Origin of the sequence: Ruania alba, from assembly GCF_900105765.1 — a bacterium.
Lineage (GTDB): Bacteria > Actinomycetota > Actinomycetes > Actinomycetales > Beutenbergiaceae > Ruania > Ruania alba.
Window position 1 is genome coordinate 873358 of sequence record NZ_FNTX01000001.1, and the last position, 16493, is coordinate 889850.

A 16493-nucleotide genomic window follows, 5' to 3' on the forward strand; every position below is an offset into this window, starting at 1 on the left:
CAGGTCGCGCCGGGCGCTCGACGGGTCCACCATGGCAGTGCGGCACTCACACCGAACTGCGAGGAGGAGCGATGAGCACTCGACCCGGTACGGACTCGTGGCGTGACGCCGGACTGATCGCCCCCGATGGGAGTGAGGTCGAGGCCGACGAGCCGACCGACCTGGTGGGAGAGTCGGAGGAGCGTGAACCGGCCGGCATCGGTGAGGACTACCACCCGCACACCGCCCGCCCCGACCTGACCGGAACAGCGGCCGAGGGCGACGTGGCCGATCAGGCCGTCGTCGTCCCGGGCGACGACGACCCGGACGAGGAGTTCTGACCGGCGTCACACCCGGCTGGGCTCGGTCTCGATCAAGGCCGTGGAGGCGGCGTCGAAGAGCAGTGTGCGACGCGGCGGTGCCACCACCCACCCGCGTGCGCCAGGCTCGGGCTCGTCGTCCTCGTCGACGACCACCTGCAGGCGTTCCGCCCCGGCGTGCGCGGTCACCAGGGTGGTGGCACCCAGACTCTCGGTGACGGTCACCTCCGCGGCGATCCCTCCGCCGTCGGCAGGGGGCTCGGCCGACCAGCCCAGGTACTCCGGCCTGGCACCCCACACCACCTCGGTCCCCTCCGCCGGTGCCACACCCGGCGGGAGGGGCACCGGCGAAGTCTCAGCCCGGTCCAGGCGCACACCGCCGTCGGAGATCGTGCCCGGCAGCAGGTTCATCGGCGTGGAACCGATGAACGAGGCCACGAAGGTGGTGGCCGGCCGGCGGAACACCTCCCGTGGGTCACCCACCTGCTGCAGCTGGCCGTCCCGCATGACGGCGATCCGGTCCGCCAGTGCGAGTGCCTCGGCCTGGTCATGGGTCACGAAGACAGTCGTCACGCCGAGCTCGCGCTGCAGCTCCTTGAGGAAGGTGCGCGCCTCCAGCCGGAGCCGAGCGTCCAGGTTGGACAACGGTTCGTCCAGGAGCAGCACGTCCGGCCGGGTCGCCACCGCACGGGCGAGCGCCACCCGCTGCTGCTGACCTCCGGAGAGCTGCCCAGGCCGCCGGCCCATCAGACCGTCGAGGGAGAGCCCGGTGCCCACCTCCTCGGCAGTGCCGCGCCGGGCGGTACGGCGCACCCGGCGGATCTTCAGCGGGTAGGCGATGTTGTCCGCGACGTCCATGTGTGGGAACAGGGCGTAGTCCTGGAACACCATCGCCACACCCCGCTCCCCGGGTTCGGTGTCGGTGACGTCCCGATCGCCGATGTGCAGCCGGCCCTCGGTGATCGACTCCAGGCCTGCCACGGAGCGCAGCAGCGTGGTCTTCCCACAACCGGAGGGACCCAGGAGCGCGAAGAACTCGCCGTCGCGCACCTCCAGGTCCACCCCGTCCACCCCGCGTACGCCGCCGGGATACTCCTTCACGAGCGCGGTCGATGTGATGGCTGCCATCAGGACTTGATCCCTCCGTGGAAGCGGAAGCCGAAGCGGCGGTTGACGAGGAAGTACATGCCGATCACGGGCACGGAGAACACCAGCGCGAAGGCGGAGAGGAGCCGCAGGTTCGGCTGCCCGCCCTCGGTGTAAAAGGTGTACATCAGCACCGCGGCGGGCTGCAGGTCCGGGCTGCGCAGCAGCAGGAAGGGCACCAGGAAGTTCCCCCACACCTGCACCACTGCCCAGACGGCCACGAAGGCCAGGCCGGGGCGCGCCGTCGGGACCACCACGTGCCAGAGGATCTGCAGAGGGCTCGCCCCGTACAGGCGGGCCGACTCCTCGTACGACTTCGGGATGGAGTCCATGAAGTCCTTGAGGATGAAGATCACCGTCGGCAGCACCCCACCGCCGATCACCAGGATGACGCCCAGGTGGGTGTCGATCAGGCCGATCTGGGTGATCAGCTGGAAGGTCGGCACCATGGCAGCCGTCCCGGTGACGATCGAGCTGAGCAGCAGCAGGGCGTAGAGCAGACCATCCCGGCCCGGGATCCGCACCCGGGAGAGGGCGTACGCGGCCAGCGAGCCGAGGGTGAGCACCAGCGCCATCGTGCCGACGCCGAGCAGGATGGAGTTGCCCAGCGCTCCGAGTGCGTACCGGTTCTCGGCGATGGTGGCGAAGTTCGCGAGCGTCCAGTCGGGCCAGGCGACGCGCAGGCTCGGGTCGGCGTCGAACGGGGCGGTCACCAGCCACAGCATCGGGACGGCGAAGAACACCACCACCAGACCAAGACCGACGACGAGCAGCACCCGGGAGAGGTAGTGCCGCACAGGGGCGGGCATGCGGTGCACGCGTTGGGGTGCCGGACCGGCTCCGTCGGGACTCCTCATCGCTTGCTCCCTCCCTCAGCCGCACGCGCCACTCGGAGGTAGCCGAGCGCGATCACCAGGTTGATGGTCAGCATGATCAGCGAGATCGCCGCACCCATGCCGAGCTGACCTCCGGGGATCGCGGTGGTGTAGATGTAGGCGGCGAGGATCTCGCTCTCCCCACGAGGCCCGCCGGCGGTGAGCAGGTACGGGGTGAACGTGTTGAACGTCCACAGCGTGATCAGCAGCGTGTTCGTGAGCAGATGACCGCGGATGTTCGGCAGCACCACGTCCCGCAGCTGGGCCCACCCGCCGGCCCCCACCATCCGGGCGCTCTCCAGCTGCGAGGGCGGGACGGCCGCCAGGGCGGAGGAGAACAGCAGCATCGAGAATGCCGTCCCCACCCACACGTTGAACACGATGATGCTCGCCATCGGGTGGTCGATCAGCCATGCGGCCCCCTCGGTGCCGAGCATCGCGTTCAGGCTGCCTCCGCGTCGGTCCAGCAGCGCCAACCACAGGAAGGACGCCACCGAGGCGGGGATCACCCAGGCGGCGAGCACGAGCGTCTCCACCACGGTGCGCACCGCGCGGGGGGCGCGGCGCAACGCCCAGGCGATCGAGAACCCGAGCAGGGTCTGGCCGACGACGCCGCTGAGCAGCACGAAGATCAGGGTGAGCCAGAGGGAGCGCCAGAAGTCCGGGTCGCTCAGCGCGGTGGCGTAGTTCTCCAGGCCGACGAACTCCGGTTCAGCGGCCGCCAGCCCGGTGAGCCGGTAGTTCGTGAGCCCGAGGTAGAGCGTCCACACTGCCGGGAACACCAGGAACAGCCCGATCACTGCCAGGGCTGGGGCCACGAACGCACCGGCGCGCCAACGGCCCAGTCCGGCCACATCGTCGGCGCGCCGAGTGCGCGCCTCACTCATTCCGTACGGCGTCCTCACCCACGATGCCGGCCAGATCATCCGCGTAGGTGGCCAACGCCTCGTCCACCGGCTCCCCGGCCACGACGGCGTCGCTCGCCTCCTGCAGTGCGACGGAGACCTGGGGGTAGGCCGCCAGCCCTGGACGGTAGGCGGTGATCGGCAGGACCTGCTCGGAGACGAAGGTGAGCATCGGATCGTCGGCGAGCGCCTCGGCGTTGACGTCCTCCCTCGGGGAGATCCGCACACTGCCCTCGTTCGCCGTCTGGTAGGCCTCCGCGGAATTCATGAAGGCGAGCAGCTCCCACGCCAGCTCCGGGTTCTCACTGTTCGGGTTCAGCACGCGACCGGTCCCGCCGGACATGGAGACGAAGTCCTGCCCGTTCACTCCCGCCCCGGGCGTCATCGCCGGGATCAGTGCGTACCCGACCACCTCGTCCCGGTTCTCCATCGGCGCGGTGCCTACCCCCTCGGCAGGGTTGATCACCGAGCGCCAGAAGTAGTCGCCCTCGAGCAGGATGCCGATCTCCCCGGCGGCGAAGGCGGCGAAGGAGTTGTCCCGGCCGGCGGCTTCCACCTGCAGCACCGGGTCCCCGAGCTCGGAATCGACGTAGATCGTGCGGTACAGGTCCAGGACCTGGCGCAGCTCGTCGGTGGCGCCGATCCACTGGTCGTTCTCGTAGACCTGGGCGCCGGTGCCGACCAGCATCGGCAGCACACCCTGCATCGTGGTGGCCTCACCCATCGCCACCCCGGCATTCAGCTGGAGCGGGATCACCCCGTCCAGCTCGTCGAGGGCACGGGCGGCGTCGAGGATCTCGGCCCAGCTGGTGGGTTGCCAGTCCTCAGGAAGGCCCGCCTCGGCGAACAGATCACGGTTGTAGTAGAGCACCCGACCGTCGGCGCCCTGGGGCACCCCGTACCGCTCACCGTTGAACGCGAGCGCCCCCTGCACCGCCTCGGGAATCTGCTCCCATCCGTCCCACTCGTCCACGGCGGTGCCACCGACCGCGCTGAGTGGCTGGATGTAGCCGGCTTCGGCGAACTCGCCCACCCAGATGCCGTCCATGCCGATGATGTCGGCGCCGCCCCCGGACTGCAGGTCCAGCGAGATCTTCGTCTTGTAGTCCTCGTCGTCGACGCCTTGCGGGTCGAACTCGACCGTGACGTCCTGCCCCTGCTCGGCCATCATCGCCTCGAACTCGGGGATCACCCAGGTCTCGATCCAGTCCGCCTCGTTCGCGTTCTTGCCGCCCGAGATGGCGTTGGTGGTGAGGGTCAGGGTGACCGCACCACCGTCCGTCGACCCGTTGTCCCCATCGGTGCCGCCGTCACCGCTGTTGCACGCGCTGAGCAGCAGGGCTGTGGCCGCCACCCCGGCGATCGCCGCCGCTTGTCGCTTCCTCATGGTGTCTGCCCTTCATCGTCGATGATCGTGGCCGAGACCCTCGTGGGTGGAAACAGGCTGTCGTCCGCACACGGTGCCCCCTGGCAGTGATGCTATCCACGTGGGTACGCGCCGCACCAGGGTTCGGCGCCCCGCGGCGCGGGTCTTCCGCGGACCGGATGGGGACCCTCTAGGCTGACGCTGTGCACCTGAAGACGCTGACGCTGCGAGGATTCAAGTCCTTCGCGTCAGCGACCACGCTCCGGCTCGAACCGGGCATCACCTGCGTGGTGGGTCCGAACGGGTCCGGCAAGTCCAATGTGGTGGACGCGCTCTCGTGGGTGATGGGGGAGCAGGGCGCGAAGTCGCTGCGCGGTGGCGCGATGGCGGATGTGATCTTCGCTGGCACCTCCTCCCGCCCGCCCCTGGGCCGCGCTGAGGTGTCGCTGACCATCGACAACGCTGACGGCGCCCTACCGATCGAGTACAGCGAGGTCACCATCTCGCGCACCCTGTTCCGCAACGGGGGATCGGAGTACGCGATCAACGGCGCCTCCTGCCGGTTGCTGGACATCCAGGACCTGCTCTCCGACTCCGGGCTTGGCCGGGAGATGCACGTGATCGTCGGCCAGGGCCGACTCGACGCAGTCCTGCAGGCCACTGCGGAGGAACGGCGCGGCTTCATCGAAGAGGCCGCCGGCGTGCTCAAGCACCGCAAGCGTAAGGACAAGGCCCTGCGCAAGCTCGAGGCGATGGCCGGCAACCTGGCCCGGGTGAGCGATCTGACGTCGGAGATCCGCCGACAGCTCGGCCCGCTCGCCAAGCAGGCCGACGTGGCGCGCCGGGCGCAGGTGGTGCAGGTGGACCTGCGCGACGCCAAGGCTCGCCTGCTCGCCGACGACCTGGTCCAGCTCACCTCCTCCCTCGCCCAGGAGATCGCCGACGAGACAGCGCTGCGCGAAGAGCGCGACACCGTGGAGGCGGCTCAACAGGAGGCGCGCACGCGCCTCACCCGGCTCGAGGCCGAGGCGGCGGCTGCGGCACCGTTCCTGTCCGAGGCCACCGAGATGTGGTATCGGCTCTCCTCCCTGCGGGAACGTCTTCGCGGGACGCACACGCTGGCCGGGGAGCGGTGCCGGCTGCTCGGCGCCCCCGAGGCACCGGACGAGCAGCGCAACGACCGCGACCCCGCGGACCTGGACGCTCAGGCCCAGCGTGCCCGGGATGCCGAGGCCGAGTTGGCCACCGAGGCGCAGAAGGCCCGCGACGACCTCGAGGCCGCCGTCACCGAACGCAGCTACGCCGAGCAGAAGGCTGCCGACGCGGAGAAGGCGCTCGCCTCCGTGCACCGCGGCGTGGCCGATCGCCGCGAGGGTCTGGCTCGGCTGACCGGCCAGGTGGCCGCGACGCGCGGGAAGGTGGAGGCCGCCGAGGCCGAGCTGGAGCGACTGCGGCGCGACCTGGCGTCGGCTCAGGAGCGTGCCGACAAAGCCCGCCGCGAGTTCACGGCGCTGGAACAGCAAGCGGTGGGTGCCACCGAAGGTGAGGAAGACCTCGACGCCGCCCACGAGAAGGCACTCGCCGCCCTCGAGCACGCTCAGGCACGGGTGAGCGAGCTCACGGAGGCTGAACGAGAGGCCGACGGCGCCAAGGCCACCTGGACCGCGCGTCGGGATGCGCTCGAGCTCTCCCTGACCCGGAAGGACGGCACCGGCACGGTTCTGGAGTCCGACCTGGCCGGCGTGCTCGGACCGGTCGCCGACCTGCTCACGGTCGAGCCTGGGTACGAGACAGCGCTGGCCGCAGCACTGGGACCGCTCGCCGATGCCGCTGCCATGGAGTCGGTGGACGTCGCCGTGGACGCGCTGCGACACGTGCGCACCGAGGACGCCGGGCAGGCCCGTCTCCTGCTCGCTCACGACGCACCGGGGCAGGAGAATCTCGAGCCGCCACCCGAGGGTGCCCGGTGGGCGGTGGACCTGGTGCGACCGGCCGAGTCGGTGCGGGGCGCCGTCGCGCTCCTGCTCGACGGCGTGCTCGTGGTGGACGACCTGGGCGCCGCCCGGAAGGTGCGGGCCCAGTGGGCCGAACGGCCAGGAACGACGGAGTTGGTGACGGTCACCCTGGACGGTGATGTGATCGGCCCGGCACACGCCAGGGGCGGGAGCACCGGGGGCCGAGCGTGCTGGAACTGCACGCCGCCCGGGACGAGGCGGAGAGCGAGCTGACGGCGGCCGTCCAGCGAGCCGAACAGACCCGATTCGCTCTGGGACCGGCCCGCGAGGCTGTCGAGGGGGCGCAGGCCGAGGCGGATCGCACCCTCGATGCGTTGCACGACTCCGACGCCCAGCTCGCCGCCGTGTCGGAGAAGCTCGGTCAGCACGGCGCCGCGATGCGTGCCGCGTCTGCCGAGACCGAGCGGATCGCTCCGGCGATCGAGAGGGCCGAGCAGACACGCGCGGACCAGGCCGAGGCGCTCGCTGAGATCGCCGAACGCCTGGAGATCGCGCAGCGGGAGCCGGACGAGGCGGCGACCGATCTGACCGGCGCCACCAGTGAACGCGACGAGGCCACGGCCGCGGCCACGGCCGCGCGTGCTCGGGAGACTGATGCTCGCCTGGTGCTGCGCACCGTGGAGGAGCGGGTACGCGCCATCTCCGGGCGCGCGGAGTCCCTCGAGCGTGCCGCGAAGGCCGAGCGGGAGGCCCGGGAGGCAGCCGCCCGCCGGGCGCACCGCCGGGCGGAGCAGGCTGAGGTGGCGGCCGCTGTGCGGGCCGGTGCCGAGCGCGCGCTGGCGGTGATCGAGCACTCCCTCTCGCTGGCGGCGACGCGCCGACAGGCGGCCGAGGACGAGCGCGCTCGACGCGACGAGGCGCTCACCGAGGTCCGTGCCGAACTCGACGCGCTCGCCACCCGGCACTCCGAGCTCACTGATGTGGTGCACCGCGACGAGGTGGCCCGGGCGCAGCAGAAACTGCGGATCGAGCAGTTCGAGCAGCGGTCGGTGGAGGAGCTCGGACTCGATCCTGAGATCCTCGTGACCGAGTACGGGCCGGACCAGCTCGTGCCGCCAGTGCCGGCCCCTGGCTCCGACGACGAGGACTCACAGGACCTCCCAGAGGCCCGACCCTATGTACGGGCCGAGCAAGAGAAGCGCCTTCGTGCCGCTGAGCGCGCCCTGAAGCTGCTCGGCCGCGTGAACCCCTTGGCGCTGGAGGAACATGCCGCGTTGGAGGAGCGCCATCGCTTCCTCACCGAGCAGCTCGCCGATCTGAAGAAGTCCCGCGCCGACCTGCTGGACATCATCGCCGAGATCGATGAACGGGTGGAGCATGTCTTCACGTCGGCGTTCCAGGACACCGCCACCCAGTTCGAGCGAGTCTTCTCCCGGTTGTTCCCCGGCGGCGAGGGGCGGCTGGTGCTCACCGACCCCAGTGACATGCTCACCACCGGGATCGAGGTCGAGGCACGCCCGCCCGGAAAGAAGGTCAAGCGGCTCTCCCTCCTCTCCGGTGGCGAGCGCTCGCTCACCGCGGTGGCGCTCCTGGTGGCCATCTTCAAGGCACGCCCGAGCCCCTTCTACGTGATGGACGAGGTCGAGGCCGCGCTCGACGACGTCAACCTCGGGCGTCTGCTGGAGATCTTCACCGAGCTGCGCAGTGATTCGCAGCTGATCGTCGTCACGCACCAGAAGCGCACTATGGAGATCGCCGACGCGCTGTACGGCGTGACGATGCGCGGTGACGGCGTCACCGCCCTGATCAGCCAACGTATCCAGGACCGTGCCGAGGAATCGGCCTGAGACCGGTTTGGCGCGGCAGTGGCTGTTCCGTGGCACAGTGATGACCCACCCGAGGGCAGTGGCGGAGGTCACGATCACGATCGGATCTCGACGTCGGCGAGTTGCCACACGAAGAGGCCCCGTATGCGCATACTCGGAGAGTGATCGGAGCCCTCATCGCTTTCTTCGCGGCCATCGTCGCCGCGGGTGCCGTCCTGCTCGCCCTGGTGAGTCGTCGGGTGCCTGAGGAAGGGCTGGGGCGTTGGCTCCGGGAGTCCTTCGCGGGCAGCCGCGCCGACGATGCGGAGAGCGAGTCGGGCGTGTCCGATTCCCGGAACGAGACCAGCTCTGGTCCGATCCACGTCGGCGACCTGATGGGCCTGGGTGAGGACGGACCTGCCTATCACCGGCCGGTCGATCTGAGGACCGTGGTCCGGGGACGTCCCCGCTGAGGGAGCCTGCCGCGCGGCTGAGATGATTCGCCGCACGCGTGCGCGGTGGGCCAGACTGGGCCCGTGGAACTTCTTGCTGACATCTGGCTCTATCTCGTCCTTGCTGCGGTCGGCCTCGCTGGCGGCCTCGTCGGGCTGCTGCGACTGCGATCCGGTCGCCGGACCGACGAACTCGATACTGACGAGTCGGTGCCCGACTCGTTCGGTGCAGCCGGAGCAACCTCGACCGCGGTCGATGACGCGGAGACGGCGCCCGGCACCGACGCAGGCGTTGCTGCTGCTGACACGGTCGAGGCCGACCACAGCGCCGCCGAACCCGCACCAGTGCTGGACCGTCCTGAGCCGGCCGCCGGCCGGATGGTCCGACTGCGCGAGCGATTGGCCCGCTCCGGTGGCCTGGGTCAGACCCTGCTCGGGCTGCTCTCCCGTGGTGACCTCTCCGAGGAGGACTGGGAGGAGATCGAAGAGACGCTGCTGCTGGCCGACATCGGATCGGGGCCGACGGATGAGTTGATCACCGCGTTGCGCACCCGCGTGAAGGTGCTCGGCACGAGCGACCCGGACCAGGTTCGCGGACTCCTCCGGGAGGAGCTGCTCACGCTGGTCGATCCGACGATGGACCGCCGCCTGGCCGTCAGTCCGGTCACCGGTGATGACGGTGAGCCACACCCCGCCACCATCTTGATGGTCGGCGTGAACGGGACCGGGAAGACCACCACCGTCGGCAAGCTGGCCCGGCTGCTCGTGGCCGAGGACCGCGACGTGCTGCTCGGCGCGGCCGACACCTTCCGGGCCGCCGCCGCCGAGCAGCTGAGCACGTGGGGCGAACGGGTCGGGGTGCCCGTGGTGCGGGCCGACCGCGAGGGTGCCGACCCGGCGTCGGTGGCCTTCGAAGCGGTCAAGAGTGGTCGCGATGCCGGGGTGGACACGGTGCTCGTGGACACGGCGGGGCGTCTGCAGAACAAGGCGGGACTGATGGACGAGCTCGGCAAGATCCGCCGGGTGGTCGCGAAGAACGCCCCGGTGGCTGAGGTGCTGCTGGTGCTGGACGCCACCACCGGTCAGAACGGGATGCGCCAGGCGCAGGTCTTTGCCGAGGCGGTCGACGTGACCGGCATCGTGCTCACCAAGCTCGACGGGACCGCCAAGGGTGGGATCGTCGTCGCCGTGCAGCGCGAGCTCGGGGTCCCGGTGAAGTTCGTGGGCCTGGGGGAGGGCCCGGACGATCTCGCGCCGTTCGACCCGGAGGGCTTCGTCGACGCCTTGGTCGCCTGATCGTGAGCCGGCCACCTGTGGAGATTCACTGCTCGACATGCGAGACGGTGCGGCCCACGAAACATGACGTTCACACCCACAGCGGATCCGTCACGCTGCCGTAACGCCCGGGGGTCCGTTCGGAAACGCGGGCACAGCAGAGTCTTTCCCAGACCGGCCGCCCGAGCCGGTGCTGGGAGAGATCTGCATGGAACCCTTTATCGACACGGGTATCACCGCATGGATGCTCGTATCGGCATCCCTCGTGCTGCTGATGACCCCCGGTCTCGCGCTGTTCTACGGTGGGATGACCCGATCCAAGTCCGTCCTGAACATGATGATGATGTGTTTCGGGGCGCTCGCCCTGATCGGCGTCATCTACCCGTTGTGGGGCTGGTCCATGTCCTACGGCGCATCGATCGGTGGCATCGTCGGCAACCCTTTCGACCAGTTCGGCCTCGGGGGCTCGTTCGACCCGATCGCGGTGCTCGATGAGGAGACGGGCGCCTCGATGCCCACCATGGTCGACGTCGGATTCCAGGCGACCTTCGCCATCATCACGGTCGCGCTCATCGCCGGCGCGATCGCCGATCGCGTGAAGTTCTCCACGTGGATGGTCTTCGCCGGGGCGTGGACCACGCTCGCGTTCTTCCCGATGGCGCACATGGTCTGGAGCGGTGGCCTGCTCTCCGACGACGGCCCGTTCGCTGGGATCGCGGCGCCCGTCGACTTCGCCGGGGGCACCGTGGTGCACATCAATGCCGGTGTGGCGGGCCTGGTGCTCGCGCTCATCGTCGGCAAGCGCAAGGGCTTCGGCAAGGACCCGATGCGTCCGCACAACCTGCCCCTGGTGATGCTCGGTGCGGCGCTGCTGTGGTTCGGCTGGTTCGGCTTCAACGCCGGGTCCGCGTACGGCGCCGATGAGGTGGCCGGACTGGCCTGGGTGAACACCACCACGGCCGCGGCCGCAGCAGTCCTCGGCTGGCTGCTCACCGAGAAGATCAAGTACGGCAAGGCCACCTCCCTGGGTGCCGCTTCGGGCATCGTGGCAGGCCTGGTCGCCATCACCCCCGCCGCCGGCGCACTGACCCCGGTCACCTCCATCGTGCTGGGCGCCGTGGCCGGAGTGCTGTGCGCCTTGGCCGTGGGCCTGAAGCACAAGCTCGGCTACGACGACTCGCTCGACGTCGTCGGCGTCCACCTCGTCGGTGGGCTGGTCGGCACTGTGCTGATCGGATTCCTCGCCAGCGACGGTGGCCTGTTCTTCGGCGGCGGGCTCAACCTGCTGGTCGTCCAGATCATCATCGCGCTCGTGGCGGTGATCTTCTCCGGTGTCATCACCCTCGTACTGGGGCTCGCCCTGAAGTCGACCATGGGATGGCGGGTGCCGGAGGAGGATGAGGTGCGCGGCATCGACCTGTCCGAGCACGCCGAGAGTGCCTACGAGGAGATCAACTCATGAAGCTCATCACTGCAGTGATCCAGCCGCACAAGCTGGACGATGTCAAGTCGGCGCTGTCCGCCGCCGGAGTGCGAGGTCTGACCGTCAGCGAAGCAACCGGATACGGCCGCCAGAAGGGCCACACCGAGGTCTACCGAGGTGCCGAGTACACCGTGGACCTGGTTCCCAAGGTGCGCGTGGAGGTGCTCGTCGAGGACGGCGACGCCACCACCCTGGCCGGGGTGGTCGTGGAGGCGGCCCAGTCCGGCAAGATCGGCGACGGCAAGGTGTGGGTCTCCCCGGTCGAGGACGTGATCCGGGTGCGCACCGGAGCCAACGGACCGGACGCCCTGTAACCCCAGATGGTCAGTGCACCGACCGGGCAGCAGGAGGCCCCGCAGCCCGCGCTGCGGGGCCTCCGCTCCGCCCGCCTCCAGATCCCGCCCGACGGCGGAGGTCGCCCGTACCGGGAACGCCTCGCCGATCTCACCGACACCGCCTTGTCACACCTGTGGCTGCAGGCCACCGAGGCCGCCGGGGTGCACCCCACCACGGCAGTGGCGCTGACCGCCGTCGGGTCTCACGGCCGGCGGGACGCCGGTCCGGCGAGCGACCTCGATCTGATGCTCGTGCATGACGGACACTCGCACAGCGCTGCCCAGATCAGTGCGTTGGCCGAGGGCCTGTGGTATCCGATCTGGGACTCCGGTCTCGATCTGGACCACTCCGTGCGCACCCTGGCCGAGTGCCGGCATGTGGCGTCCGCGGACCTGCCGGCCGCCGTCGGGCTGCTCGACGTACGCTGCGTGGCCGGTGACGGCGGTGTGCTGCACCTGGCCCGCTCGGCCGTGCTCGCGGACTGGCGCGCCACCGCCCGCCGGCGGCTGCCCGAGCTGATCTCTTCCACCAGGGAGCGTGCCGAGCGGCACGGTGAGCTCGCCTACCTGATCGAGCCCGACCTGAAGGAGGCTCGCGGAGGGATCAGGGACGCCGTCGTGCTCCGTGCGCTCGCCGCCACCTGGCTCACCGACCGCCCGCACGGGAACGTCGACGCGGCCTACGAGCACCTCCTCGGCGTCCGTGACGTCCTCGCTCTGGTGACCGGACGGCACACCAACCGATTGCTGCGGGTGCACGGCGACGAGGTGGCCGACCACCTCGGTCACGCCCACCCGGACGACCTGCTCGCCGCCCTGGCCCAGTCCGGGCGAGTCATCTCGCACGCCCTGGACACCACGATCCGGCACGCCCGCCAGGCCCTGCGCAAGCCCTCTCTCACGTTGCGCCCGACACTGGTTCGTGGTCGCCGCCGGCCGCCACGCCTGCGGCAGGTCGCGGAGAACCTGGTCGAGCACGACGGCGAGCTGGTGCTGGGCGTGGACGCCCGGCCGCAGGTCGATCCTGAGCTCGCCCTGCGGGCGGCCGCCACCGCGGCGCGCAGCAAGCTCCCGCTCTCACCGGTGACCGTGGCCTCGTTGCAGGCCACCCCGGACCTGCCCATACCGTGGCCGGCCTCGGCCCGTGAGCACCTGCTCACCCTGCTCCGCACCGGGGACGCGCAGGTGTCGCTCTGGGAAGCACTCGACCTCGCCGGGGTAGTGACGCGCTGGTTCCCCGAGTGGGCGGCCGTACGCAACCGTCCGCAGCGCAGCCCGGTGCACGTGTACACGGTGGACCGGCACCTGGTGCAGACAGTGGCGAACGTGCAGACCGTTCCCAAGGGGCTGCCGGGCCGTGATCTGTTGTTGTGGGCTGCGCTCTTCCACGACATCGGCAAGGTCGCGGGCACGGTGGACCACAGCGTGACCGGGGCCCAGATCGCCGAGAGGCTGCTCGCCCGGGTGGGGCTGGCCGATCGGGAACGCGCGGACGTGCTCACCCTGATCCGGCACCATCTATTGCTCGCCGAGACCGCCACCAGCGAGGACGTCGAGGACGTCGAGGTGGTGCGCCGGGTCGCTCGCGCGCTGGACGGCCGCGCCGATCTGGTGCGGCTGCTGCGTGAGCTGAGCGAGGCGGATGCACGGGCGGCCGGGCCCAAGGCGTGGACCGCGTGGCGGGCACAACTGGTGAACGCGTTGACGGCAAACGTGCTGGCTGAGTGCTCCCGAACGTGACCGGTGCCGGTGAGCGGATATCCTCGAAGGAGAACGCTCATCCGCTCTGCCTAAGGAATACCGCGTGTTCGCAAGTCTCTCCGATCGGCTCTCCGCCACCTTCTCCTCGCTCCGCGGCAAGGGGCGGCTCTCCGAGGCGGACATCTCCGCGACTGTCGCCGAGATCCGCCGTGCCCTGCTCGATGCCGACGTGGCGGTCCCAGCGGTGCGCGCGTTCACGGCGGCTGTGCGCGAGCGGGCGGCCTCGGCGGAGGTGTCGTCCTCTCTCAACCCGGCGCAGCAGATCGTCAAGATCGTGCACGAGCAGCTCATCGAGATCCTCGGCGGCGCCTCCCGCGAGCTGAATCTGGCCAAGCGGCCACCGACGGTCATCATGCTGGCCGGTCTGCAGGGTGCGGGAAAGACGACCCTTGCCGGAAAGCTGGGCTCGTGGCTGAAGGAGCAGGGTCACGCCCCGCTCCTGGTCGCCTCGGACCTGCAACGACCGAACGCCGTCAACCAGCTCGAGGTCGTTGGTAGGCAGGCGGGTGTCTCGGTCTGGGCACCTGAGCGAGGAAATGGCGTCGGTGACCCGGTGCAGGTGGCCCGATCCGGTGTGGAGCACGCACGGGAGAAGCTCTACGACGTGGTGGTGGTCGACACCGCCGGTCGGCTCGGTGTGGACGCCGAGATGATGCAGCAGGCCGCCGATATCCGGGACGCCGTCAGCCCGGACGAGATCCTGTTCGTGCTGGACGCGATGATCGGTCAGGATGCCGTCACCACGGCGCAGGCGTTCGCCGACGGCGTGGGCTTCACCGGAGTGGTGCTCTCCAAGCTCGACGGTGACGCCCGCGGCGGTGCCGCCCTCTCGGTGCGCACCGTCACCGGAGCGCCCGTCCTGTTCGCCTCCACCGGTGAGAAGCTGCGCGACTTCGAGCGCTTCCACCCGGACCGGATGGCCTCGCGCATCCTCGACATGGGTGACGTGCTCACCCTCATCGAGCAGGCCGAGAAGGCGTTCGACGAGGACCAGGCCGCCGACCTCGCGAACAAGATGGCCGGTGACGGCGACTTCACGCTGCAGGACTTCCTGCAGCAGATGCAGCAACTGAAGAAGCTCGGCCCGATGAAGAAGATGCTCGAGATGCTCCCCGGGATGGGGCAGATGCGCGAGCAGTTGGAGAACTTCGACGAGTCCGAGGTCACCCGCATCGAGGCCATGGTGCAGTCGATGACACCGGCCGAGCGGTCGAACCCCAAGATCATCAACGGCTCGCGCCGCTCCCGGATCGCGCGTGGTTCGGGAACCACGGTCACCGAGATCAATGGTCTCCTGGAGCGGTTCGAACAGGCGAAGACCATGATGCGTTCGATGGCGGCCAGCGGCGGACGCGGGATGCCGGGCATGCCAGGGGCCGGCGGCATGCCGGGGATGGGTGGCCTGCCCGGCGGCGGGAAGAAGTCCCGCGGGAAGATGGCCCCACCGCCGAAGCGGAAGAAGGGCAAGTCCGGCAACCCCGCGAAACGGGCACAGCAGGAGCGCGAGCTCGCCCAGCGAGCTGCCCAGAAAGAGAACGCCGGCCAGAGCGCGAGCGGCTCTGCCTTTGGTGTGGGGGCCGCGAAGGACGAGCCGGTCGACCCCGCCTCGCTGGACCTCCCCCCGGGCTTCGAGAAGTTCCTGGGTCGCTGACGAGCGTGCCGGAGACCTACCGTCTCACCGGACCGGTGCTCACCGGTCCCGGTCAGGAGTGCGGTGGTGTGTGGGTGCACGAGGGGCGGCTGACCTTCGCCGATCCTGGAGCCGCTGAGGAGATCCGCGGGTGGGTGCTGCCGGGCCTGGTGGACGTGCACTGCCACATCGGCCTGGGACCGGACGGACCGGTGGACCGGGGCGTGGCGCTGGATCAGGCGAGGCAAGACCTGCGCGCGGGCACGCTGCTGGTCCGGGACGCCGGTTCTCCGGCGGACACGCGGTGGCTCGACCAGGTACCGGACGCGCCGGAGATCATCCGGGCGGGACACCACCTCGCCCGGCCCAAGCGCTACCTGCGCCACTATGCCCGCGAGCTCGACGACGTGGCCGAGCTACCGGAGGCGATGGCCGAGGAGGCGCGCCGCGGCGACGGGTGGGTCAAGCTCGTCGGCGACTGGATCGACCGGGCCAGGGGAGCAGACGCCGACCTCGAACCGCTCTGGCCCCGGGACCAGCTGGTGGCCGGGGTGGCTGCCGCACACGCTGAGGGTGCCCGGGTCACCGTGCACACCTTCGCCACGGAGACGCTCGAGGACCTGTTCGAGGCCGGAGTGGACTGCATCGAGCACGGCACCGGGATGACTCCGGCGCACATCGACCGCGCCGCCGAGGCCGGCATCGCGGTGGTTCCGACGATGCTGCAGGTGGCCAACTTCGCGTCGATCGCGGCACAGGGCGAGGTGAAGTTTCCGCGTTTCGCGGGCCGGATGCGGACCATGTTCGCCCGGCGTGAGCAGCACGTGCGCGACCTGCACGAGGCGGGGGTGCGTTTGCTGCTGGGTACCGACGCGGGCGGCACCATCGGGCACGGCCGACTCGCCGACGAGGCCCGTGCGTTGGTCGACGCAGGGATACCGACAGCCGACGTGGTGGCAGCCGCCACCTGGTCGGCACGGGAGTTCCTGGGCCGGCCAGGAATCTTCGAGGGGGCGCCCGCCGATGTGGTGATCTACCCCGCGGATCCGCGCCAGGAGATCGGCGTGCTCGCGCACCCTCGCGCGGTCGTCCGCGCCGGCCGCCGCCTCAGCTGACCTCGCGCCCGCCGGCACCGGGATGGTTCGACGGCGGCAAGGATTCGACGCAGCGGCCCACTTGACGCATGTCTAGTTCTCTGGTTCATTA

At 70.1% G+C, this 16493-nt stretch carries 12 protein-coding genes and 1 pseudogene; 9 read left to right on the plus strand and 4 right to left on the minus strand.

The annotated features are described in order from the left end of the window. Positions 1–71: 71 nt before the first annotated feature. Positions 72–320, plus strand: a complete 249-nt coding sequence (locus BLU77_RS04075) for a hypothetical protein (protein WP_089771807.1) — start codon at positions 72–74, stop codon at positions 318–320. A gap of 6 nt (positions 321–326) precedes the next feature. Here BLU77_RS04075 and BLU77_RS04080 read toward each other — a convergent pair whose 3' ends face one another. Genes BLU77_RS04080 through BLU77_RS04095 form a run of 4 tightly spaced genes read right to left on the minus strand, consistent with a single transcriptional unit; the run spans position 327 to position 4612 of the window. Then, complete coding sequence (locus BLU77_RS04080; RefSeq protein ID WP_089771808.1) at positions 327–1427, minus strand: ABC transporter ATP-binding protein; 1101 nt, start codon at positions 1425–1427, stop codon at positions 327–329. Beyond that, entirely contained in the window at positions 1427–2302 is an 876-nt protein-coding gene (locus BLU77_RS04085) for a carbohydrate ABC transporter permease (RefSeq protein WP_217632357.1), read from the minus strand. Before BLU77_RS04085 ends, BLU77_RS04080 begins: the two co-directional genes overlap by 1 nt. Further along, entirely contained in the window at positions 2299–3207 is a 909-nt protein-coding gene (locus BLU77_RS04090; protein ID WP_089771809.1) for a carbohydrate ABC transporter permease, read from the minus strand. Before BLU77_RS04090 ends, BLU77_RS04085 begins: the two co-directional genes overlap by 4 nt. Then, the gene (locus BLU77_RS04095; protein WP_089771810.1) at positions 3200–4612 is read right to left on the minus strand and encodes an extracellular solute-binding protein; all 1413 of its coding nucleotides are present in this window, start codon (positions 4610–4612) and stop codon (positions 3200–3202) included. Before BLU77_RS04095 ends, BLU77_RS04090 begins: the two co-directional genes overlap by 8 nt. A gap of 182 nt (positions 4613–4794) precedes the next feature. Here BLU77_RS04095 and smc point away from each other — a divergent pair. From smc to BLU77_RS04135, 8 genes and pseudogenes are all read left to right on the plus strand, one after another. Then, a pseudogene (smc, locus tag BLU77_RS04100) lies at positions 4795–8393 on the plus strand (chromosome segregation protein SMC). A 140-nt stretch (positions 8394–8533) separates the two neighbouring features. After that, positions 8534–8824: a hypothetical protein gene (locus BLU77_RS04105; RefSeq protein WP_089771811.1), complete on the plus strand. Its 291-nt coding sequence runs from the start codon at positions 8534–8536 to the stop codon at positions 8822–8824. A 63-nt stretch (positions 8825–8887) separates the two neighbouring features. Next, entirely contained in the window at positions 8888–10099 is a 1212-nt protein-coding gene (ftsY, locus tag BLU77_RS04110; RefSeq protein ID WP_245708658.1) for a signal recognition particle-docking protein FtsY, read from the plus strand. A 187-nt stretch (positions 10100–10286) separates the two neighbouring features. Continuing rightward, positions 10287–11540, plus strand: a complete 1254-nt coding sequence (locus tag BLU77_RS04115; RefSeq protein WP_089772962.1) for an ammonium transporter — start codon at positions 10287–10289, stop codon at positions 11538–11540. Beyond that, positions 11537–11875, plus strand: coding sequence for a P-II family nitrogen regulator (locus BLU77_RS04120; protein WP_089771813.1), 339 nt, complete (start codon positions 11537–11539; stop codon positions 11873–11875). The genes BLU77_RS04115 and BLU77_RS04120 overlap by 4 nt, the downstream gene beginning before the upstream one ends. A gap of 6 nt (positions 11876–11881) precedes the next feature. Then, a complete protein-coding gene (locus BLU77_RS04125; RefSeq protein ID WP_089771814.1) occupies positions 11882–13636 on the plus strand; it encodes a [protein-PII] uridylyltransferase family protein in 1755 nt (584 codons plus the stop codon). 64 nt (positions 13637–13700) lie between these two features. Further along, positions 13701–15308, plus strand: coding sequence for a signal recognition particle protein (gene ffh, locus BLU77_RS04130; protein WP_089771815.1), 1608 nt, complete (start codon positions 13701–13703; stop codon positions 15306–15308). A 5-nt stretch (positions 15309–15313) separates the two neighbouring features. Beyond that, positions 15314–16402, plus strand: coding sequence for an amidohydrolase family protein (locus tag BLU77_RS04135; RefSeq protein WP_089771816.1), 1089 nt, complete (start codon positions 15314–15316; stop codon positions 16400–16402). The last annotated feature ends 91 nt before the right edge of the window (positions 16403–16493 follow it).

Bases quoted from the DNA above. Each gene is read 5' to 3' on its own strand.
- BLU77_RS04120 (WP_089771813.1), top strand. From the start codon at position 11,537: ATGAAGCTCATCACTGCAGTGATCCAGCCGCACAAGCTGGACGATGTC.
- BLU77_RS04115 (WP_089772962.1), top strand. From the start codon at position 10,287: ATGGAACCCTTTATCGACACGGGTATCACCGCATGGATGCTCGTATCG.
- BLU77_RS04090 (WP_089771809.1), bottom strand. From the start codon at position 3,207: ATGAGTGAGGCGCGCACTCGGCGCGCCGACGATGTGGCCGGACTGGGC.
- BLU77_RS04085 (WP_217632357.1), bottom strand. From the start codon at position 2,302: ATGAGGAGTCCCGACGGAGCCGGTCCGGCACCCCAACGCGTGCACCGC.
- BLU77_RS04080 (WP_089771808.1), bottom strand. From the start codon at position 1,427: ATGGCAGCCATCACATCGACCGCGCTCGTGAAGGAGTATCCCGGCGGC.
- BLU77_RS04125 (WP_089771814.1), top strand. From the start codon at position 11,882: ATGGTCAGTGCACCGACCGGGCAGCAGGAGGCCCCGCAGCCCGCGCTG.
- BLU77_RS04095 (WP_089771810.1), bottom strand. From the start codon at position 4,612: ATGAGGAAGCGACAAGCGGCGGCGATCGCCGGGGTGGCGGCCACAGCC.
- BLU77_RS04075 (WP_089771807.1), top strand. From the start codon at position 72: ATGAGCACTCGACCCGGTACGGACTCGTGGCGTGACGCCGGACTGATC.